Origin of the sequence: Maribacter sp. 1_2014MBL_MicDiv, assembly GCF_001865655.1 — a bacterium.
Classification (GTDB): Bacteria; Bacteroidota; Bacteroidia; order Flavobacteriales; family Flavobacteriaceae; genus Maribacter; species Maribacter dokdonensis.
In genome coordinates this window covers 1132684-1153147 of sequence record NZ_CP011318.1, presented here as the reverse complement: position 1 = coordinate 1153147, position 20464 = coordinate 1132684, and the positions used below count along the sequence as shown (strand labels likewise).

Sequence of the window (20464 nt, the reverse complement as noted above, 5' to 3'; positions counted from 1 at the left end):
TTATTTAGGGTCTAAAATATCGTTAATACGCTCAGAAACATCATCGTAATGATATTTTGTCATCAAGTCAGAGGTTCTGTTACGTGCGTTTCTAATATCGCGCTTCAAAATATTCAATTCGGCTCTCGCAATGGTTCGAATATCAGATTGACTGGTGTTGACAACTGTTGATTTTCTGTAGCCACCAAAATCCGAAGCCTTGGCTTGATTTTCTGCAGTCAACAAATATGCTAAACGGTCAATATGGGCTTTTTGTAGGTTCCTTCTATAAGTATCTACCGTTTTGCCACTCCTTGTTTCAGACCATATACCTTTTCTTAATTCGCTCATCATTTGGGCAAGGGAATAAGCTTCGGACTTATCCATTGTTTCATTTTCTATCAACCTTGCCATTTTGCCTAAGCTTAATACATTATTTAATGTACGTACTTGCATAGCCCGCATTTGTTCTAAAAAGCCAGAGTACTCTGTACGCTCCAAAATATCTTGGTCTAGCATCCACATTGGAGTAATAAATAACTGTTCTTGAAGAAAAACCATGGCTCTTTGCTGGCGTTCTTTAGGTACGGCGGTATACACGGCGCCATCTTGATCATAGGTTTTGTGGTGCTCATATACGCCCCCGATATTATTGGAAACATGGCCCATATATCTATTGAACTGAGCGAATACTTGTCCATAAAGTTTATCAAGGTCTTCATAGTTCTTACCATCTTCTGCGGTCCACTCTATGAGTTTGGGAACAATTCTTTTTAAATTGGCAATACCGTATTCACTAGCTTTCATAGCATCATCTCCCAAATCTTCGGTCTGTGAACTTGGGTCAACTATATCACCTACTTGTTGGTGACCAAAGCGGTAAAGAGGGTCACCTGCATGTTTTAAGATCCATTGGTCCAAAATAGCTTTTTCCTCTTCTGCTGTAGTGTTTAAAATTGGTTTGTATCCCCATTGAATGGCATATTTATCATATACCCCAATATCTGGCATTAAGGCAACACCTTCATCACCAGGTTGCGCAATGTAGTTAAAACGGGCATAATCCATTATTGATGGTGCCGTACCATATTTTTTTGTGAACGTCTTAGAACGAAGGGAGTCTACAGGGTATGCAACACTACTGCCCATATTATGTGGAAGCCCAAGCGTGTGGCCAACTTCATGTGATGATACAAATCTAATTAAGCGACCCATGACTTCATCATCAAAAGATACACCTCTGGCAGCAGGATTGATAGCTGCTGTTTGTACAAAGTACCAGTTTCTCAATAAGGTCATTACATTATGGTACCAGTTAATATCAGATTCTAATATTTCACCACTGCGGGGATCGCTAACATGCGGACCATTGGCATTTGGTATAGGTGATGCTAAATAACGTACCACTGAATAACGCACATCTTCAGGAGACCATTCTGGATCTTCCTCAACTGTAGGTGGTTCTTTTGCAATAATGGCGTTCTTAAAACCTGCAGCTTCAAAAGCGGTTTGCCAATCTTCAATACCTTGCTTAATAAAAGGTACCCATTTTCTAGGTGTAGCCCTATCTACATAGTATACAATTTGCTTTTTTGGTTCAACTAGTTCGCCATTTTTGAATTTCTCTATATCCTCATCTTTAACCTCTAAGCGCCATCTATCTAAAAACTTGATCGTTTTGCTCTCTTGAGCATCTAGACCATAATCTACTTGGCCACGTGCAAACCAACCTACGCGCTCATCAAAATATCTGCGTTTCATAGGTTCTTCAGGTAATAATACCATAGAGTTATTGATTTCCACAGAAATTGAACCTAAGGTAGAATTACTTGGAGGGTTGCTCGCCAAATACGTTTTCACATGGCGTACTTCAACATTTAATGGGTAACTCTTAATAGATTCTATATACCCTCTGCCTTCATCTAAACGAGATACTTTATATCTTTTGCGATACCTATCTGGCATACCAAAAGCTTTGGTGTCCTTCGTGAAAATATCGTTTACTTCGATTACGGTTGTAGGGTTGAGCGAGTCTTTCTGAATAGCTTTAATATCGAAAGAGAATAAAACCGGTTCAAAGTTTGAATTTACAACGGCTTCATGTACCGGTAAAGAATCTGCGGCAACAACATCATGGGATACTACACGAAGTAATACTTTTTTATCTTTCTTTTCCCAGCGAAGTACTTGGGTGTTTATTTTTCCACCACCAAAACCAATGCCCGATGCAGTTTTGGAAATACGACTTACCATCAGCATTTCTTTATTGAATAGGGAATCTGGAATTTCAAAATAGTGATTTTCATCTACTACGTGGGTAGTAAATAGACCTGAATCACTTTTGGCATCTTTTGTTATAACCTTGTTATAAGGTTGAATTTTATCTTTAGAAGGCTTGTTTGCTTCTTGTTCCGTGTTTTTCTTTTTCTTTTTGAAAATTTGGGCGTCAGCATTCTGGTAGCCAAAAACACACAGTAATAGTAATAATTTTACAAGTAATTTTCTTTTCATTTGTGAGTTAGTTAGGTAATCTTCCAAAGATTGAAATAATATCTGTAACAAATAGTTAATAATTTCTTAAGCCTATTTGTAACAATCATGATCAATAGGCGTCTTTTAAATAGGAATAAACATTTTTTCATTCTGAATTAGTCGATTATAAAGCCTTTGCAATATGCAAGGGCTTTATTTTTATAATAAATTCTTATTAAAATAAAAGAGGTAGAAAAAATTGAAATAAGAGGATCAGTAAGAGAACCGCTATAAGATTAAGAATTATTCCGGCGCGTGCCATTTCATGTACCTTAATATACCCGCTAGCGAAAACTATGGCATTTGGTGGCGTGGCCATTGGTAGCATGAAAGCACAGCTACTTGCAATAGTGATGGGAATAAGTAGATAGGTTATGGGCAGACCCAGCCCTATGGCTATTCCGGCAACAACAGGAGCTAATACTGCAACAAGAGCAACATTGCTCATTAATTCTGTCATAAATAGCATTAGAACGATCAGTAAAGAAGCCGTAAGCAATATACTTAGGTTGCTTTCTGCGATAACTTGGGCAACCAAATCTACAATACCCGAAACGGACATGCCATTTGCCAGTGATAGACCACCGCCAAATAGTATTAAAATTCCCCAAGCCAGTTTTTGGGTGTCTTTCCATTCTAAAATAAAATCTCCTTTTTTTAGATTATACGGCAGTGTAAATAACGCTATAGCGGCAAAAATACTTATAAGGGTATCCGATAGACCTAAATTGGGGAAAATGGAATTGATCAATGTTCTGAACACCCACAAAAATATTGTGACTCCAAAAATGGATAAGACCATTTTTTCCTTCCCGGAAGTAGGTCCTAATTTATCCAGTTCCTCATGAATAATGGTTTTTGAAGCCTTAAATTTTAAACCCCGAGTGGGGAAAAAGACTTTTACGAGAACAAAGTAACAAATGGAAATTATGATAAGGGAAAAGGGTAGCCCTATAATCATCCATTTTAAAAATGATATTTCTATTTGATATTGGTTTTCAAGCAAACCTATTAAGACAGAATTTGGAGGGGTGCCAATAACCGTTGCAATACCACCCGCATTGGCAGAAAAGGCAATTCCAAGCATTACACTTAAGGCAAAATTGCGATCTCTTGTAGTGAATCCGTCTTCATCTTCGATCAATAGATTGATGACCGACATGGCGATCGGTAACATAACTACCGTACTTGCAGTATTGCTGATCCACATGCTCAGTACGGCAGTAGCGATCATAAAACCTAATACCACCTTATTGGCAGAGGTACCGGTAAGTTTAATGATAGTGAGCGCTATTCTTTTATGCAGATTTACCTTCTCTAACGCCAGTGCCATTACAAAGCCGCCAAAGAATAAAAAAACTATGGGGCTACCGTAGTTTGCTCCAACTTCACCAACTGGCATAATTTTTAAAATTGGAAAGAGCAATAGGGGTAATAGTGCGGTTACGGAAATAGAAACCGCTTCTGTTACCCACCATATAACCATCCAAAGTGCAACGGCAATGACGGCGTCCGCACTATCTGAAATCAATACACTTGGTAAAAAAATGATTATAAAAAATAGTATAGGACCTGTAAACAGACCTATTTTACTGCTTAAATTCATGCTGGTTGGTTTTGCCAGCTTCTAAACTACTATTTTTTATTTTTACGGTAAATAGCTAATTTAATATTTCAACAAAAAGAACATCGTCTTCCTTATAGATTTTTGCCAGTTGCTGTTTTGTAATCCCTTTAATGCCTTTGTCCCATGCTTTGTTGCTTAGATCTGCTTTGTTTTTAAGCGCGTCTAATTGCATTTTCTTTTCTGATTTAAGGATATCAAAAATAACCTTTTCATTATCCGATAATTGAAGAGGTTTCTTTTCAGGTCTCATTTGCGGGAAGAACAATACTTCTTGTATAGATGCATTGTTGGTCATCAACATAACCAAGCGATCTATACCTATACCAATACCAGAAGTAGGTGGCATACCGTATTCTAATGCCCTAAGGAAATCTTGGTCAATGAACATAGCTTCGTCATCACCTTTTTCGGACAACTTCAGTTGATCTTCAAAACGCTCTCTTTGGTCAATTGGGTCATTAAGCTCAGAGTAAGCATTTGCCAACTCTTTACCATTTACCATAAGCTCAAAACGTTCTGTCAAAGCAGGGTTGTCTCTATGTTCTTTGGTCAACGGGCTCATTTCCTTTGGGTAATCTGTAATAAATGTTGGTTGCACGTAATGGTGCTCACATTTTTCACCAAAAATCTCATCGATCAGTTTGCCCACACCCATAGTTTCATCGACCTCTAGACCTAATTTTTTAGCCGTTTCACGTAGTTCTTCTTCTGGCATACCGGCAACATCAATGCCTGTGTGTATTTTTATAGCCTCTAAAATAGGTACTCTTGCGTACGGAGCTTTGAATTCAATTTCGTGTTTGCCTACGGTTACCTTAGTAGTCCCATTGGCATCCATCGCAATTTTCTCCAATAATTTTTCAGTGGTATCCATCATCCAATTGTAGTCTTTGTAGGCTACATACAGTTCCATTACCGTAAATTCCGGATTATGGGTACGATCCATACCTTCGTTTCTAAAATCCTTTGAGAATTCATAAACACCATCGAACCCACCAACGATCAATCTCTTTAGGTAAAGTTCATTGGCAATACGTAAATACAAAGGAATGTTCAGCGCATTATGGTGCGTTAAGAAAGGGCGTGCCGTAGCACCACCTGGTATTGGTTGTAAAATTGGTGTTTCAACCTCTAAATAACCTTTGTCGTTATAGAACTCACGAATACTATTGGTGATCTTGGTTCTTTTAATGAATGTTTCTTTGACCTTTGGGTTCACCACTAAATCTACATAACGTTGACGGTAGCGTAATTCTGGGTCATTGAACTCATCATAGACCTTGCCTTCTGCATCTTTTTTTGGTAATGGTAAAGGTCTTAGCGATTTGCTCAACATGGTAAATTTCTTGACCATAATGGTTTTTTCGCCTACTTGGGTAGTAAATAGGTCACCCTCAATACCGATAATATCACCAATATCCAATAATTTTTTATAGACATCATTGTATAAAGACTTATCATCACCTGTACAGATTTCATCTCTATTGAAATAAACTTGAATACGACCGGAACTATCTTGTAGCTCGGCAAAAGAAGCTTTACCTTGAATTCTACGCGACATGAGTCTGCCGGCAACAATAACCTGTTTACCTTCCTCATAATTAGATTTAATGCTTGCCGATGTAGCATTTACAGGGTATAAAGCAGCTGGATAAGGATTGATACCCAATGCTCTTAGTTTTTCCAATTTTTCTCTTCTGATAAGCTCTTGCTCCGATAATTGCATGCCGTCGTTTATTTAGCTGGCAAATATAATCGATATGTCTTAATCTTTCAATCTAGAACGCACTAAAGGATAGAGTCTTTCAACAAATTTTTCATATGCAAGGGCAGAAGGGTGTAAACCATCATTTGCTACCAATTCAGGTTCGTTTAATCCTTTTCTGGTAATATCGGTAATATTTAGAAACGTAACTCCTTTGGATTTTGAGGTAGATTTGGCAAAATCATTATACCTGTCAAGTTCCCTTGAGATTTGGTCATCACCGTTACTTTGGCCATAAGGCGTATAAAAGTAATCTGGAATTGAAAGCACGACTACTTTGTTAGAATCATTACCCGCAAGACTAATAGCTTTATCAATTAATCTTACAAATTCTGTCTCATATTGAGAAAATGGTCTAGATTGAAATTGATTGTTTACACCAATAAGTAGCGTGACTAAATTATACTCGGCAGATGCTCTACCACCAATTGATGCCAATAATTGATCGGTTCTCCAGCCGGTTTGTGCAATTACAGTAGTATTGACATTATAGTTTTTATTTTCTTCAATAGTGGAATTCAATTGTTTTGGGAAGCTGTCTTCAAACGCAACGCTTTCTCCAACGGTATAACTATCGCCAAGAGCCAAATAGTTTATGGTTTCTTGGTTGTTTAGATCTTCTGAAATAGGTGCGGATCTAATATCTTCGGTTTGGCTGCAAGATGGTAATATAGTAAACAGAAGACCTATTAGCGGTATAAGGGATAACTTGTTCAAGTATTTCATAATTATCTAACGTAACAATAGTTGTAAAGGTTTTAGTTAATTATAAAATACTCGATTAATCATAAGCTAGATGATATCAATTGTTGTCAGTCAAAATGTAATGATGTCCCATAATTGGGTAGGTAGACTTGTTGGCTAACAATTTTTAAAATGTCGTCTTCTAAACTGGTGATGGGAGTTTCAATAATTCTATTTATTTCTCTGCCATTTTTATAAAAGATAAAAGTAGGAACTCTTCTAATGTTTAATCCCCACTCTTCACCTTGTGGACTTTTTTTATAGGCTTCTTTTCTTTTGTCAAGGGCAATGATTTTTAAGTTTTCATTAGGGTATTCAGCTTGCTCCAGAATTTTTAAAAATCGCGGAACCTCTCGTTTGCTATCACCACACCAAGTGCCCATAAATATTAATATTTTGTAAGCGTTTAAGTGTTTTTTAATGAGTTTTATTTTTTCGGTATCAGCTTTATAGTTGCTGAAATTAGGAAGATACCAAGTTTTATAGGTGTTTGCGGAAAGAGCTTCGGGTGTAATTTTGCCAAGTAGAAATGGTTGTTGATTCTCAATATGCACTTCTTGGTTGATTTTTTGAGAATGGATTGTAGTAGTGTAGCTTAAAATAAATGCAATAATTAATAAGGAAAATTTCATGATCTATGATTTTAGATTAGATCTGAAAATTCTAGAAATTATTAGGGAAAATTAGGTTTTAAGGGGTGGAAATGGGGGCTAGACCCAGGGTGGAGATTTATAGGGTTATTGAAAACGTTGCTTTATTTCATCTCTTGTACTTACCCCCAATTTCTTGTAAACATTGTTTATGTGTGTTTTTACGGTGCTAACGCTAATAAACATGTCATTGGCAATTTCTTTGTTGGTTTTGCTTTTAAGAATTTGGGATACTATATTTTGTTCCTGCTCTGTAAGTTTGGTCAAAGGTGAAATTTGTAGTTTTGTTTTATCTTTTTTTGATTTTAGAATTAAAAAGATATTGAACCCGATAGAAATAACAAGTGAAAACGGCAATACCCATTGCCATAGTTTGGCTGAAGGGTCTTTACGGTCAGCAATTTGTTGGTCAATCGCTATTTCGTTATTATATAATGTAGTCAGGTTAATTTCTGGGTATTTAGAACGTAAACGATTACCTAGAGATGTGTAATAGTCCGTATTGTTGATATCAGCTAAGTAATAGGAGTAAGTATCATTTTTTCTATCGGATAAAAAGCTATAAATATATAATTCTGCCAGTGGTTCATTAAGGTTAGCTCCATAATCTTGCAAAGAGGAAAACCATTTTTTTGAGTTTAATTTTTTACTTGCCTTACTTCTAAATTCATTGAATTCATATGCCATTTGCTCTTTTAGCACATCAATATCCAAAAACATAGAAGATGAAGAATTAGTGGAAGAAATTTCACATAGCGCCTCATTGTCAAATGATGTCGGAAACATAATGGTGTCGGTGTTTTTGGCAATGAACAATATACTTTTGCTGTATTCACAACTACCAAAAAAATGATCGGAATTAGTGCCAAGATCAGAACATTCATCCACGTGTATTCTATAAATCCTGTTTTGGTCCATTAAATTATCTCCGCTAAAATTAAAATAGCCCAAAGAATCTGTTGTAGTCTTCTTTAAAATCTGTTCCATTGAAATTTTGTCGAACTTTCTGTAATCTTCAATAATGGAAAGGTATATAGTTTTGCCAAACTGTTGTTCTGCAATTTGACCTTTAAAGCTGTATTGTGCGGCACAATAGGAAAAAGAAAATAGCAGGTAAATTAAAAATAACTTTTTAGGCATTGGTTAAATAATGATAGTTTTTAAGATCGGTTTTTGTAACAAAGTGGTTATACTTGCGACGTATAAGGTACATCAATCAATCAAAATAATAATCAAATGAGTTTAATTCGCGTATTGCTCGCCATTTTTTTTCCTCCTTTAGCGGTTTTGGGCAAAGGTTGTGGTTCTTTTCTAATTGTTTTACTTTTAACTTTTTGCGGCTGGGTGCCTGGCGTAATTGCCGCATTGGTCATTTTGAACAATCCTAATTAGAAAAATCTTTCATGAAACTTTTAAAAACCTTCACTGCTGTTTTAATAACAGTATTCTTTGTTGCCTGTAATTTTACAGAAGAAATTTATTTTAATGAAAATGGCTCCGGCAAAATGAGTATTTCTTTTGATGGGGGCGAAATGTTGCAAATGTTGCCAGAAACAGATTCTACAAAATTGGAAAAGGCTATAGACTCCACTTTGGTATTTAGAGATTTGTTGATAGAAAAGAAAGATAGCATAGCTAAACTACCTTTGGAGGAGCAAGAAAAATTAAAAAGATTAGAGCCTTTTAAACTTCATATGAACGTTGATCCGGATAAAGGAATCATGAATTTTGATATGTTTACTGAATTCAACAAAGTATCAGAAGTCAATGATGCGTTTAATTCTTTTCAAAGTGCAAGTTCTATTGGTCCCATTGCTGGGGGTAATGCTATGCCGGGTGGTGCTCCAGAAGAAGCAACAAAGGTCAACTATACTTTTAAGAAGAACAAATTCAAACGAGAGACAGTAATTCTTGATCAAACATTATTTGAAAGGAGCATAGATAGTTTAGCAGGTGCAGAAATGTTTTTATCTAGCTCTACATATACATTTAAGTATCATTTTCCAAGACGTGTAAAATCTACCAATATAGAAGAAGCTACATTTTCCATGGATGGAAAAACTATGGTGCATGAAGTTAATTTTCTAGAAATGATGAAAGACCCAGAATCTGTAGTCATTGAAGTGGAATTAGAGAAATAGGCTATAGCTTTTCGTACCTTTGTAAAATGAACAAGAAGGTACAAGTACAAGATTTAGGTCTTAAGGACTATAAAGAAACTTGGGATTATCAGGAACAGCTATTTCAAGAGACACTTGATCTTAAAATACGCAATAGGAGAGAAGATCTGAACTTAGAAACTCCCAATCATTTTCTTTATGTTGAACATCCCCATGTGTATACTTTGGGAAAAAGCGGAGACATTTCCAATCTTTTGGTAGATGAAAAAGTTTTGGCGGATAAAGGAGCCACTTTCTATAAGATTAATAGAGGGGGGGATATCACCTATCATGGTCCTGGACAAATAGTAGGTTACCCTATTTTAGATTTGGATAACTTCTTTACGGATATACATAAATACCTTCGTTTTTTAGAAGAAATGGTCATTTTGACTTTAAAGGAGTATGGATTGAAAGCGGAGCGCTCGCCTGGTGAAACAGGTGTGTGGTTAGATGTTGGTACTCCGTTTGCACGTAAAATATGTGCTATGGGTGTAAGAGCATCGCGTTGGGTAACTATGCATGGTTTTGCGTTAAATGTCAATGCTGATTTAGGTTATTTTGATTTAATGATCCCGTGCGGAATAAAAGGTAAGGCGGTTACTTCTTTAAACGTGGAGTTAGGTAAGAAAGAAGTTAATTTAGAAAAAGTGAAGCAAAAATTATTAAAGCATTTTCAAATACTTTTTGAAGCTGAGGTAAATGAAAAAACCGAGGTGTAAGCCTCGGTTTTTTCTGTTATTTTTTAGGCTATTGTATTTTAATACTCCAATCCTAAATGATCCATTACCTCTTCGTAAGTCATTTTTGAAAAATCAACCTTTTGGTTTTTACCTGTAGTTGCTTGTGGAATTAATACATATCGGAACAGCGCAGAAGCTGAGATGGTATATGTTTCAGGTACAAATTCACCCTCTCGACGGTATCTTATTTTGATGGCGCCAATAGCCGTATATGTAGTGTAAATATGTTCAGTAGTTCCACCACTAATTTGTAATGGCAACAGTGAAATATGATCAGAAGGCCATACTTCTTCGACATAATTATCAAATTTGGCGTACACTAGAAGAGTTCCCTTGTTATAAAAATCAGTATCTACTTCTGTAACTGTTTTTTCAAATTCGGCATATTTTGTATAGCCATTAATTACAAAGTATTGAGCGTCTGGACCAAACCAATCTGATGCAATTACATTAGCATTACCATCTTCTCCATCTTCACCGTTAGTTCCATCGGTACCATTAGTGCCATTCGTTCCATCTTCACCGGCAGGTCCTTGTTCTCCTTGTTCACCCTGTATTCCCGGTTCCCCTTGTGGACCAATATCTCCATCCTTAGAGCATGATATAAATGAAATGGCGGATATTAAAATTACGCATTTGATAAAATTTGTTGTAGTCTTCATTATTAAAATTTTTAGGTTATTTCCTTTTAATGAGGCTTTATTGTAAAGGTTGGCATAACAGCATAAAAAAACGGAGGTGAAAGCCTCTATTTTTTATGTTTTAAAATCAGATTAGTATGCTAATCCATAATAATCCATGACTGCATAATAGTCGTTGGTGTCTACACCAGCAGACTTTAAGTTCGATAATGTGTTTGCCTTACTTGATTTGCCAGAAGTTGTACTGCTAGATTCTATAACTATCAATTTTAACTCGTCTAACTGACCAGCAGTTACAGATTTTAAGTTCTCTGTTCCTACTTCATAAAAGAACATCCAATATCTGTTCAAGCTTATTTCTACGGCAATATCGCTATTGTCACCAAGTCCAAAAGCATAGATTGGTGCAGGAATGGGAGTGTAGGTGTTTCCATTTTTTAAAAGATATCCAAGAATTAAGTCATTATCAATAACCTCTTGGGACAAAGCAGTTGCATTGACTGTTATCGTTGCTCCGGATTCTGAAGAAAGGTCGTAGGTGTATGTGGCTACATTAGCATTGCCATCCTCTCCGTCTTCACCGTTGGTACCATTTGTGCCGTCAGTTCCATCTTCTCCAGCAGGTCCAGTTTCTCCTTGTTCACCTTGTTCTCCTTGTGGACCGGGCACTCCTAGCGCTTCCCCGTCTTCACCGGCAGGTCCTTGTTCTCCTTGTTCACCCTGTATCCCCTGTTCCCCTTGTGGACCAATGTCTCCCTCCTTTGAACATGATGTAACTGTGATGGCAAATACTAAAATCGCACATTTGATAAAATTTGTTGTAGTCTTCATTATTAATATTTTAGGATTATTTCCCTTTAATGAAGTTTTAGAACATATGGTTAACATAGGTGCATAAAAAAACCGAGGTGTAAGCCTCGGTTTTTTTATGTTTTGACATTAGTCTATTTGCTGTGTGCAGTAAGTAAGGTACTGCTCATAAGGTCTCCATTTTTCTTATAAGTTTCTTGTTTAACCATACCCACACCTTCTGCAAGCCACACTCTAGAAGGGTATACTTGGTTTGCCATCATCATTTTTGATCGGTTTTCACTGTATAGTACGTAACAGTCATAAGTACCGGCAGGAGTACTGATACTTTCTTTTTTCTCTACATTTCTATTGGTCATGTCAACGGTCATATTCATATTTATACCGCTCATGCTAATTTTCATGGCAACATTGGCATCGTTAAGTTTTTGGCCAACGCTAAGATCATTTGGTATTTCTATATCGTTGCCCGATATTTCAATATCCATATCGCCATACTGTTCCATCATTTCAGACGGTAGAAGAGATTCGTAATCTAGGGTTACCATGTTTCCGGTACACGTTAAATTGTACGTGGTACTATAAGCGTCCTTCCCTTTGTTATCTTTCAGGTCTATAGCCATGGTGGCATTAGTGACGTTTCCGTTATTTATGGCCTCTACGACCTTATATGAGCTTACACCCTCTACTTTTCCTTTTTTATTATAATTAGTGTATTCCATAGAAACACCTTCGTTCATGGGGTAGAATTTACTACAATTATCCTGAGCCATAGAGGTGGTGATACAAGTTAAAAAGGCAAGTGTAAATAATAATTTAGTTTTCATTTTGTAATAGTTAAGGTTCTGAATTATAACTATTTAAATTTATGAAAATCCTAAGGATTATGTTGATTAAATGTATGGTCGGTATATAAATGTTTGTAGACCTTAACTTTCGGTGTGTTATCGTATTTTATAAACCTTAATACTATTTTCTTGATCCTTGAATACAAGTTCGGGCTTTTTGTTTCTGTTCATATCTGCCATATCAATGACGGAATTACCAAAAATCGGAAAATTTGGTATGGCTTCGGCTTGACTGTCAAACATGTATATTTTCTGATTTTGAATATCCGTTACAGATACATAGATTTTATCATTGAGGTAGAAAATAACGGGTTTGGTATAAACCCCTAACTCAAGTTCTACCTTTTTGTCTCGTATTTGTAAGATATTGTCGTTCATTATGGCTAAAGTTCTAGATGTGGCATCTATACCGTGATCTTTGGCTAGATTTAGATTGCTCGATGAAATTTTTCCTTGAGAGTCAATTTGGTATAAAATACCATCCATCGAGGTAAAAGTAAATTTGTTTTGGTATAACCTAATTTCATTATCGGAAAATGAAAACTTGTCTTTTATGTTTATCCTGGTTTTGCCAACTCTATTTAATATTTTTAGTTTACCATTATCAAGTTTAAGAACAATGTAGTCTTTTTTTCCAATTCTAAAATGTTGGGGAGAATTTAGTATGTTGGCTTCGGCAGTTTCGTATGTAAATCCTTTTACTGTTTTACCTTCATTATTGTACATATGTAATTTTTTGTTTTGTGTGACTATGAATCTATAGTTTTTATTTCCTTCGTAGTCAAAAACCGCTAGTGGATTAAGGTTGCCGCCAGAATAGTTTATTTTAAAAGGTTTTACTTCTTTTCCATTTCTGTCTAAAATTAAAAACTCGTTGTTTGTAGTAAATGCCAATTGTAATTTACCATTTTTGAAAAGATCTACTTGGTGTACTTTTCCTTGAACTGTACCATCTAACTGTTTCTTCCAGAGAATTTTTCCGGTATTGGAAATTAAGTAAAGTATATTCTCTTGATCCTGTACTATAATTTCTTTTCTACCATTATTATGGTTGGTTACAAATTGGGGCAATGTTGCAAGGTCAGTATTAAATTGAATTTCAAATGCTTGTGAAACTGTGTTTTGAACATCTTCATTAGTAACCTTTTTAATTAAGAAGTTAGTGTGGTAGAAACCGTTATCTGCGATAATCTGTGATGCAAAAACATAATCTTTCAAATGACTATTGCTGAACGAACTACCCAAGGTTTTAGAAACCGATTCGTTTAAGAAGGCAGCGTTGCCGTCAAAATTAGAAATTGAAAGCACACTCGATGATTGGGTAAGGTTGGTCTCAATGGTTTTATATATAGGTGTCTTATCAAAGGTGTCACCAGTCTTTATTTTAGAAATGGCTGATTCTAGGATGGTTTTAGATGTTGAAAAAATAAAGGTGTTTTCGGTAATACTGGCGAAGGTGAATGTGATATCACCAATTAAAGGTTGTAGTGTTGCAAAAATAGTATTGTCAGAATGTAGTTCCCATATTTCATTACCACTGAATTCTTCAGTACTTACTTTTTCTGTATTTAAATAGTCAAGTAAAGTAGCGGTACCGTAAGTTTTTAAAAACAGCATTTTTTCTTGGTCAATTTCGGTAATACCAATTTCCTCAACAGTACTTAATAGTGAATCTAAAGGTTGGGTGGGGTAGTTGTTTAGCGTTTTATTTTCAATGAACTTATTGAATTCATCAAAACCAAATGAGGTTATGTATTTGCTATTACTAGGAGCCAAATTCCAAACTTTGTTCTCTATAGGTTTTATATTTTTGAATAATGACAAGTAATATTGATTAAGGTCATTTGGCTGTGCTATGCCGCTTAAAACTAATTCGTTACCATGCACAGTGGCGTCAAGTGTTAACCAACTGCCAAAATTGGAGACTTTTTGGTCTTTGCCTAAAAGATTGTTAAGCATTGTGGTTCCTTTATCTATATCAAGCCAAATGTTAATGAGCTTTTCATGGTTGGATACTTCGTAAAGTTGTTTAAATGAACTGTTTTTTTGAGGTGAGTTTACAGAATTAATGTTTTCTTGAAGTAGGTGTTGAGAAGAGCACATAATCCAGAAATCATTAAGATATGTAGTGTAGAATATTGCATTATCAACTGTGTATTTTGTAACCGTGTAGTCGTTGAAAGTGAGGTCCTCTTTACTTTTACTGGTTAGTTCTGCCCAGTTATCTATGGAGAGACTATCTTTTGTTATAAAGGTGTAATCTATATTTAGGCTGTCAACGGAGAGCGCAACCAATCCGCTTTTTTGATTGGATAAAAGACCTAAGTCTTTAAGGGTGTTCTTTAATGTGGAAAATGGTTTATTCAATGTTAAACCGTTTAGAATTTCATTGGAAGAAAATTCATTTTTAACCGATTCAAAATCATTGATTTGAAATATTAAACTAGCGTTTTCAGGTATTACCTTTAAAGGTGAATTATCGTTCTTTTTTTTAGAAGTACAGCTATAGCAAATAAAGGCAATAATTAGGTATGCTAGAAAAGGTCTCATGAATAGAAATTTATACAAAGTTATACTATTTGTAAAACTATATCAGTTGTTTGGCAAAAGCTTGAAACTTGTTCTGTGGTACTTGGTTATACCATATTTTTTAATTGCTTCTCTATGCTCTTTGGTAGGGTAGCCTTTGTTCTTTTTCCAGTTGTACATAGGGTATTCTTCGTGCAATTTCAACATATAGGCATCACGTGCTGTTTTTGCTAAGACTGAAGCTGCGGCAATACTCAAATATTTAGAATCACCTTTGACAATGCAGGTATGGGATATTTTTTTATAAGGTTTGAATTTGTTGCCGTCAACAATGATATGGCTTGGGATTTGCGATAATTTGGATATTGCATGGTGCATTCCTAGAATAGAAGCATTTAAAATATTGATGTCATCTATGATCTCTGGCTGTATATGGGCAATTCCAAAACAAATGCAATCTTCCTTTAATAATGGCTCTAAAAGTTGTCTTTTGTGTTCTGATAACAGTTTTGAATCTGTTAAAATTGAATTCTCGAATGTTTCTGGCAGAATTATTGCTGCAGCGGTCACAGGTCCCGCTAAACAACCTCTTCCCGCCTCGTCAGTACCGGTTTCGTTAATGTTTTTGTAAAATTTAAGAAGCATTATGTTTTTTTTAACTTAAAATTTTGAATTTTAAATATTGATTTATTGTTAAATAATTGTTTTATTTTCAACAAAATCGATGAAATACAGAAAAAAAAATAATAATAAGTGTTTTTTTAACATATAACTTTTTTGGGTTAAGATAGCTTTTGGAATACTAAGCAAATTTTTGGACTTTTGGCGCAAGCTAATTCAAAAACAAATTTTATGAAACAGAAGTTGACGTGGATGTTGACGCCTTTATTGGTGTTCTTCATGACATTTTCCTTTGCACAGGAAAAAACAGTGACCGGTGTTGTAACCGATCAAAGCGGTTTGCCTTTACCGGGAGTGTCTGTTGTAGTTGTTGGTACAACGAACGGATCTCAAACAGATTTTGATGGTAACTATGCCATTAACGTAAATCAAGGCGAAAAATTAAGATTTTCTTATTTAGGTCAAAAAACAGTGACGATGAGTGTTGGAGCTTCCAATACCATTAATGTACAATTGGAAGAAGATGCTGAGGCATTGGAAGAAGTTGTTGTTGTAGGTTATGGTTCTAGGTCAAAAGAATTATCTACATCGGCGATCTCTACTGTATCTACTGAAAAGATAGAGGCTTTTGTTCCTTCTACTAGTATTGATAACATTTTACAAGGTCAAGCCGCGGGTGTGCAGGTTACAGCTGCTAACGGTAGACCTGGTAATACGGCATTCGTACAAATTAGAGGTGTAGGGTCGATCAACGCTCAAACTACTCCTTTATATGTAATTGATGGTGTGCCTATTCCGATTGACACAGAAAGAGATTTCAATCCAATTAGTAACTTGAATCCTAGTGATATTGAGACATTCTCAATTTTGAAAGATGCGGCTACCGTTTCTAAGTATGGTTCTCGTGGTGCTAATGGTGTTGTTTTGATTACCACTAAAAAAGGTAAAGCAGGTGACGCAAGAGTTAAGTTCTCTTCTTCTTATGGTTTTGGTGAAATGATTCCTAATAATTTTGATTTGATGAATGCATCTCAAAAATTAGAGTTGGAGCGTCAATACGCTGCTTTAGGCGTTGGTGCAGCTACTAGCTTGCCTGGTGCTACTGCAACTCCTGAGGAGTTGGCTAGACTAACATCTTTAGATACAGATTGGCAAGAAGCATTGCTTAAGAATTCTGTTATCCAATCAAACAATCTTTCTGTTTCTGGTGGTGATGAAAAGTTAACTTATTATTTATCTTTAGGATATGATAAGAACTCTGGTATCATTGAAAATATTGATGGTTTTGAAAGAGTATCTGCTCGTTTAAATACAAATTACCAAGCAAAAGATTGGTTAAATATTGGGGCTAACGTTTCGGTTTCTCGTAGTACTACAGATTTACCAAGGGATAGAAACAATGTACAGAACCCTTTTAGAGCAATGTATGATTATAACCCATATGACCCATTATTTTTAACTAATGATGATGGCTCTATAGTTACTGATGCTCAAGGTGATAATGTTTATAACCCTACAAGGTCAGGTTTTCCAATTGCATTGGCATTGCAGACAGAGCCTGAAGATACAAGAAACTTATTGTTGATAGGTAACTTAAGCGCGGGCATGACGTTTGGAGAGAAATTCTCCAATAATTTTAGTGTTGGTTTAATTAGCAATAGATATAATAGAACAACTCGTTCTATAGCAGGTGGTGTATTGCAGGGGTTTGTTGGTGATGCTAACTTCCCAGGAACTCAGACCGATAACTTGAATGTGGATTTTGAGTATAATGTAAATAATGTATTTACCTATTCAGATACATTTAATGGTCTTCATAATCTTTCTGCAAGTTTCCTGTTGGAATACAATGAGAATATTGCTACGAGTATGTTTGCATCAGGTAGAGGTTTTCCTTCTCCGGATATTCCATATTTAAATGTAGCTGCAGAAGCAACTTCTGTAGGTTCAAATGAATCCAGAAGAATTTTGTTTTCTCAAGGTTTATTTGTTGACTATGATTATGATGGTAGATATATAGTTTCTGGTTCTGTAAGACGTGATGGTTCTTCTAGATTTGGTCCAGATAATAAATACGGTTATTTCTACAGTGGTAGTGCGGCTTGGAACATTGCAAATGAAAGCTTTATGGAAAACTCTATTTTCAATACGTTGAAATTAAGAGCATCTTACGGTACTTCGGGTAACCAAAACATTGGTGATTTCCAATATTTAAACTTGTTGGATTTTGCAAATACGTATAATGGTCAAACAACTGCTTTACCGGTAGGTGTGGGTAACCCTCAAATTCAGTGGGAGTCTCAAGCAATATTTGATGTAGGTGTTGAATTCGGTTTATTCAACAACAGATTAAATGGTGTAGTTGATTACTTTAAAAAGAACTCTCAAGATTTATTGTTAGATCGTCCAATTTCTTATACAGTGGGTGATGAGAACAACTCTATCTTCTCAAATATTGGTGAGTTGGAAAACTCAGGTATTGAGGTATCTTTAAGTGGAGATGTTATCAGAACTCAAAATTTTAAATGGACATTAGGTGGTAACATTACCTTTATTGATAATGAGGTTGTTGAATTGGTAGATGGTGAAGATATCATAACAGGTACATTTGGAGATAATATTTTACGTGTAGGAGAGGAAATCAATTCTTATTATGCAGTAGAGTACGCTGGTGTAAACCCTGCAAATGGTGCGCCTTTATACTATGATTTAGATGGGAATATTACTGAGGAATTTAGTGACGGTTTTCAACAAATTCAGGAAGGAAAATCTCCTATAGCGGATTTTGAAGGTGGTTTCTACACCGCATTTTCTTATAAAGGATTTGGTTTAAGAGGTGACTTCGTTTATAAAGGCGGAAATTACATTTATAACTTCCAACGTTCAGAAGGTATTGCTATAGGAAATATTGATAGTAACCAGAGAACTGAAGCTTTTAATTACTGGAAACAACCAGGAGATACTGATGTATTGCCTAGCCCTTTATATCAAAGTACTGCTGATCAAACTTCAACAAGATTCTTGGAAAAAGGTGATTATTTAAGATTGCGTACTGTAACTCTTGATTATAACATGCCTAGGGATATGATTGATGGTATTGGTCTAAACTCTTTAAGATTTTTCGTATCAGGACAGAATTTATTCACGATTACTGATTTTAACGGAGATCCAGAGGTAGGTTTAGGTTCTGCGGAATCTGGTGAACCAGGAGATACTGGTTTCGTACCAGGGTCATTTAACCTATTTAGCTATCCAAACACAAGGTCTTATACTTTTGGTGTTGAAGTAGGATTTTAAAAACAAAAAAAAAGTTAGAAATGAAAAATAATATAAAAATATTAGTTCTTTTGTTTTCGTTCGGATTCTTTATGTCGTGCGATGACGAGTTGAATGATTTACAACCTTTCGTAGAAGGTAATCCTGAAACATTCTTTAATAGTGTTTCAGCATTCCAAAACGGTGTAGATGGTGCTTATAGACAATTGTGGAATTATTATTCAAGTACTGGTTCTGGTTTGCAAGGTATTCCAGACATACTTTCTGATAATGTAATCATTGCACAAACAGGTAGACGTTCTAATCAAGATTATTACAATTATAGATATGTTGCAAGTACAGGTGGTGCAATAGATTTATATTGGAGTGAAGCTTATGAAGCTGTAAACGTTGCCAATTTGGTAATTGCTCAGATTGATAACCTTGGTGATGGTCCTGAAAAGGATAACATTTTAGGACAAGCTTTGGCAATTAGAGCTTGGGCTCATTTTGATTTGGTTAGGGTTTATGGTAAAATTCCAACTCAATCTGCAGACGCTAACGCTTCTTTAGGTGTTGTTTACCTAAAAGCTGAAGATGGAGATACTGAGGATCCTTTTGCTGAGCCTGCAAGAGAAACTGTTGCAAGTAACTATGCAGAAATAATTGGTGACTTGGAAAGAGCTAGTCAATTAATAAGTTCTTCTGGTAATGGCGAGGGTCGTTTAAATAAAGAGGGTGTATATGCTTTGTTATCAAGAGTGTATTTGTACAATGGTGAATATCAAAAAGTTATTGATGCTGCAAATGAAGTGACAGTAGATTTGGCAGATGGTGTCACAGTAGTTGATGGAATAACCGAATTACAGCAAGTATATACAGATGTAAGTAGTGCTGGTTTGGTAGTGGAGCTTGCAATAAACACATCTTCAGAGAGTAATGGTAATAATGTAGGTGTGTTGTATAGTCAAGGAACGTTGAATGACGATGGTACTATCAATACTACTATTTCAGAGTATGCTATAGATTTTGATTTCTTTAATAATATCGATGAGAATGATTTGAGATTAAACGTTCTTCAATTTGAAGGTTCAAATCAAGGAAATACTTATAATGCTATTAAAAAATTCTTAGGAGAAACAGGGCAAATTAATGGTCGTGTAGATGTAAAGGTTATTCGTGCTGCTGAAGTGTTATTGAATAAAGCCGAAGCGCAGTTTGAACTAGGTCAAGATGCTTTGACTACTTTGGATGAGCTTAGAGATTTAAGGTATTTGTCTTATGCCGGTGGTGAGTCAGGTCAGGCGCTTGAAGATGCTATTCAATTCGAGAGAAGAGTTGAATTGGCTTTTGAAGGTCACAGATTTTTTGATTTAAAACGTCGCGGTGAACCTGTACAGCGTTCAACAATGGGAGATATTATTGATGGTTCGGGAACTCCTCCTGATTTTCCAACCATTGATGCTGACAATTTTAGATTTCAGTTGCCTATTCCAATAGCGGAAATTAATGCTAATCAAAACATGGTTCAGAATCCTGGATATTAAAAACTAGTATAATT

Annotated in this window: 16 protein-coding genes; 5 read left to right on the top strand and 11 right to left on the bottom strand. The window is 35.6% G+C overall.

Annotated features, from left to right (window positions below):
- The 6 genes from YQ22_RS04725 to YQ22_RS19365 form a co-directional block, all read right to left on the bottom strand.
- Positions 1–2490: a zinc-dependent metalloprotease gene (locus tag YQ22_RS04725; protein ID WP_071340256.1), complete on the bottom strand. Its 2490-nt coding sequence runs from the start codon at positions 2488–2490 to the stop codon at positions 1–3.
- Between the two features lie 196 nt (positions 2491–2686).
- Positions 2687–4117: an SLC13 family permease gene (locus YQ22_RS04720; RefSeq protein ID WP_071340255.1), complete on the bottom strand. Its 1431-nt coding sequence runs from the start codon at positions 4115–4117 to the stop codon at positions 2687–2689.
- 55 nt (positions 4118–4172) lie between these two features.
- Positions 4173–5864, bottom strand: coding sequence for a lysine--tRNA ligase (lysS, locus tag YQ22_RS04715; RefSeq protein WP_071340254.1), 1692 nt, complete (start codon positions 5862–5864; stop codon positions 4173–4175).
- Between the two features lie 39 nt (positions 5865–5903).
- Positions 5904–6629 carry an SGNH/GDSL hydrolase family protein gene (locus YQ22_RS04710; protein ID WP_071340253.1) on the bottom strand — a complete coding sequence of 242 codons (726 nt, stop codon included), beginning with the start codon at positions 6627–6629 and terminating at the stop codon, positions 5904–5906.
- An 86-nt stretch (positions 6630–6715) separates the two neighbouring features.
- Positions 6716–7279, bottom strand: a complete 564-nt coding sequence (locus tag YQ22_RS04705; protein WP_071340252.1) for a TlpA family protein disulfide reductase — start codon at positions 7277–7279, stop codon at positions 6716–6718.
- A gap of 105 nt (positions 7280–7384) precedes the next feature.
- The gene (locus YQ22_RS19365) at positions 7385–8437 is read right to left on the bottom strand and encodes a helix-turn-helix domain-containing protein (protein ID WP_071340251.1); all 1053 of its coding nucleotides are present in this window, start codon (positions 8435–8437) and stop codon (positions 7385–7387) included.
- Between the two features lie 96 nt (positions 8438–8533).
- Between YQ22_RS19365 and YQ22_RS18890 the strand changes: the two genes are divergently transcribed.
- The 3 genes from YQ22_RS18890 to lipB are packed head-to-tail and all read left to right on the top strand — an operon-like array spanning position 8534 to position 10178.
- Positions 8534–8689, top strand: coding sequence for a YqaE/Pmp3 family membrane protein (locus tag YQ22_RS18890; protein WP_074669928.1), 156 nt, complete (start codon positions 8534–8536; stop codon positions 8687–8689).
- Positions 8690–8700: 11 nt separating this feature from the next.
- Positions 8701–9438, top strand: coding sequence for a hypothetical protein (locus YQ22_RS04695; RefSeq protein WP_071340250.1), 738 nt, complete (start codon positions 8701–8703; stop codon positions 9436–9438).
- A gap of 26 nt (positions 9439–9464) precedes the next feature.
- The gene (gene lipB, locus YQ22_RS04690) at positions 9465–10178 is read left to right on the top strand and encodes a lipoyl(octanoyl) transferase LipB (protein WP_071340249.1); all 714 of its coding nucleotides are present in this window, start codon (positions 9465–9467) and stop codon (positions 10176–10178) included.
- Between the two features lie 38 nt (positions 10179–10216).
- On the opposite strand, the gene YQ22_RS19165 is transcribed toward lipB, so the two are convergent.
- From YQ22_RS19165 to YQ22_RS04665, 5 genes are all read right to left on the bottom strand, one after another.
- Positions 10217–10861, bottom strand: a complete 645-nt coding sequence (locus YQ22_RS19165) for a collagen-like triple helix repeat-containing protein (protein ID WP_071340248.1) — start codon at positions 10859–10861, stop codon at positions 10217–10219.
- A gap of 111 nt (positions 10862–10972) precedes the next feature.
- Positions 10973–11671, bottom strand: coding sequence for a collagen-like protein (locus YQ22_RS19160; protein WP_198033513.1), 699 nt, complete (start codon positions 11669–11671; stop codon positions 10973–10975).
- A gap of 113 nt (positions 11672–11784) precedes the next feature.
- Positions 11785–12477 carry a TapB family protein gene (locus YQ22_RS04675; protein ID WP_071340246.1) on the bottom strand — a complete coding sequence of 231 codons (693 nt, stop codon included), beginning with the start codon at positions 12475–12477 and terminating at the stop codon, positions 11785–11787.
- Between the two features lie 117 nt (positions 12478–12594).
- On the bottom strand, positions 12595–15048 hold the full coding sequence (locus tag YQ22_RS04670; protein ID WP_071340245.1) for a hypothetical protein: 2454 nt from the start codon (positions 15046–15048) through the stop codon (positions 12595–12597).
- Between the two features lie 42 nt (positions 15049–15090).
- On the bottom strand, positions 15091–15672 hold the full coding sequence (locus tag YQ22_RS04665) for a ribonuclease HII (protein WP_071340244.1): 582 nt from the start codon (positions 15670–15672) through the stop codon (positions 15091–15093).
- A gap of 207 nt (positions 15673–15879) precedes the next feature.
- Between YQ22_RS04665 and YQ22_RS04660 the strand changes: the two genes are divergently transcribed.
- Together YQ22_RS04660 and YQ22_RS04655 are read left to right on the top strand one after the other, a co-directional pair.
- Complete coding sequence (locus YQ22_RS04660) at positions 15880–18945, top strand: SusC/RagA family TonB-linked outer membrane protein (RefSeq protein WP_071340243.1); 3066 nt, start codon at positions 15880–15882, stop codon at positions 18943–18945.
- A gap of 20 nt (positions 18946–18965) precedes the next feature.
- Positions 18966–20450 carry a RagB/SusD family nutrient uptake outer membrane protein gene (locus tag YQ22_RS04655; protein WP_071340242.1) on the top strand — a complete coding sequence of 495 codons (1485 nt, stop codon included), beginning with the start codon at positions 18966–18968 and terminating at the stop codon, positions 20448–20450.
- Positions 20451–20464 lie beyond the last annotated feature (14 nt).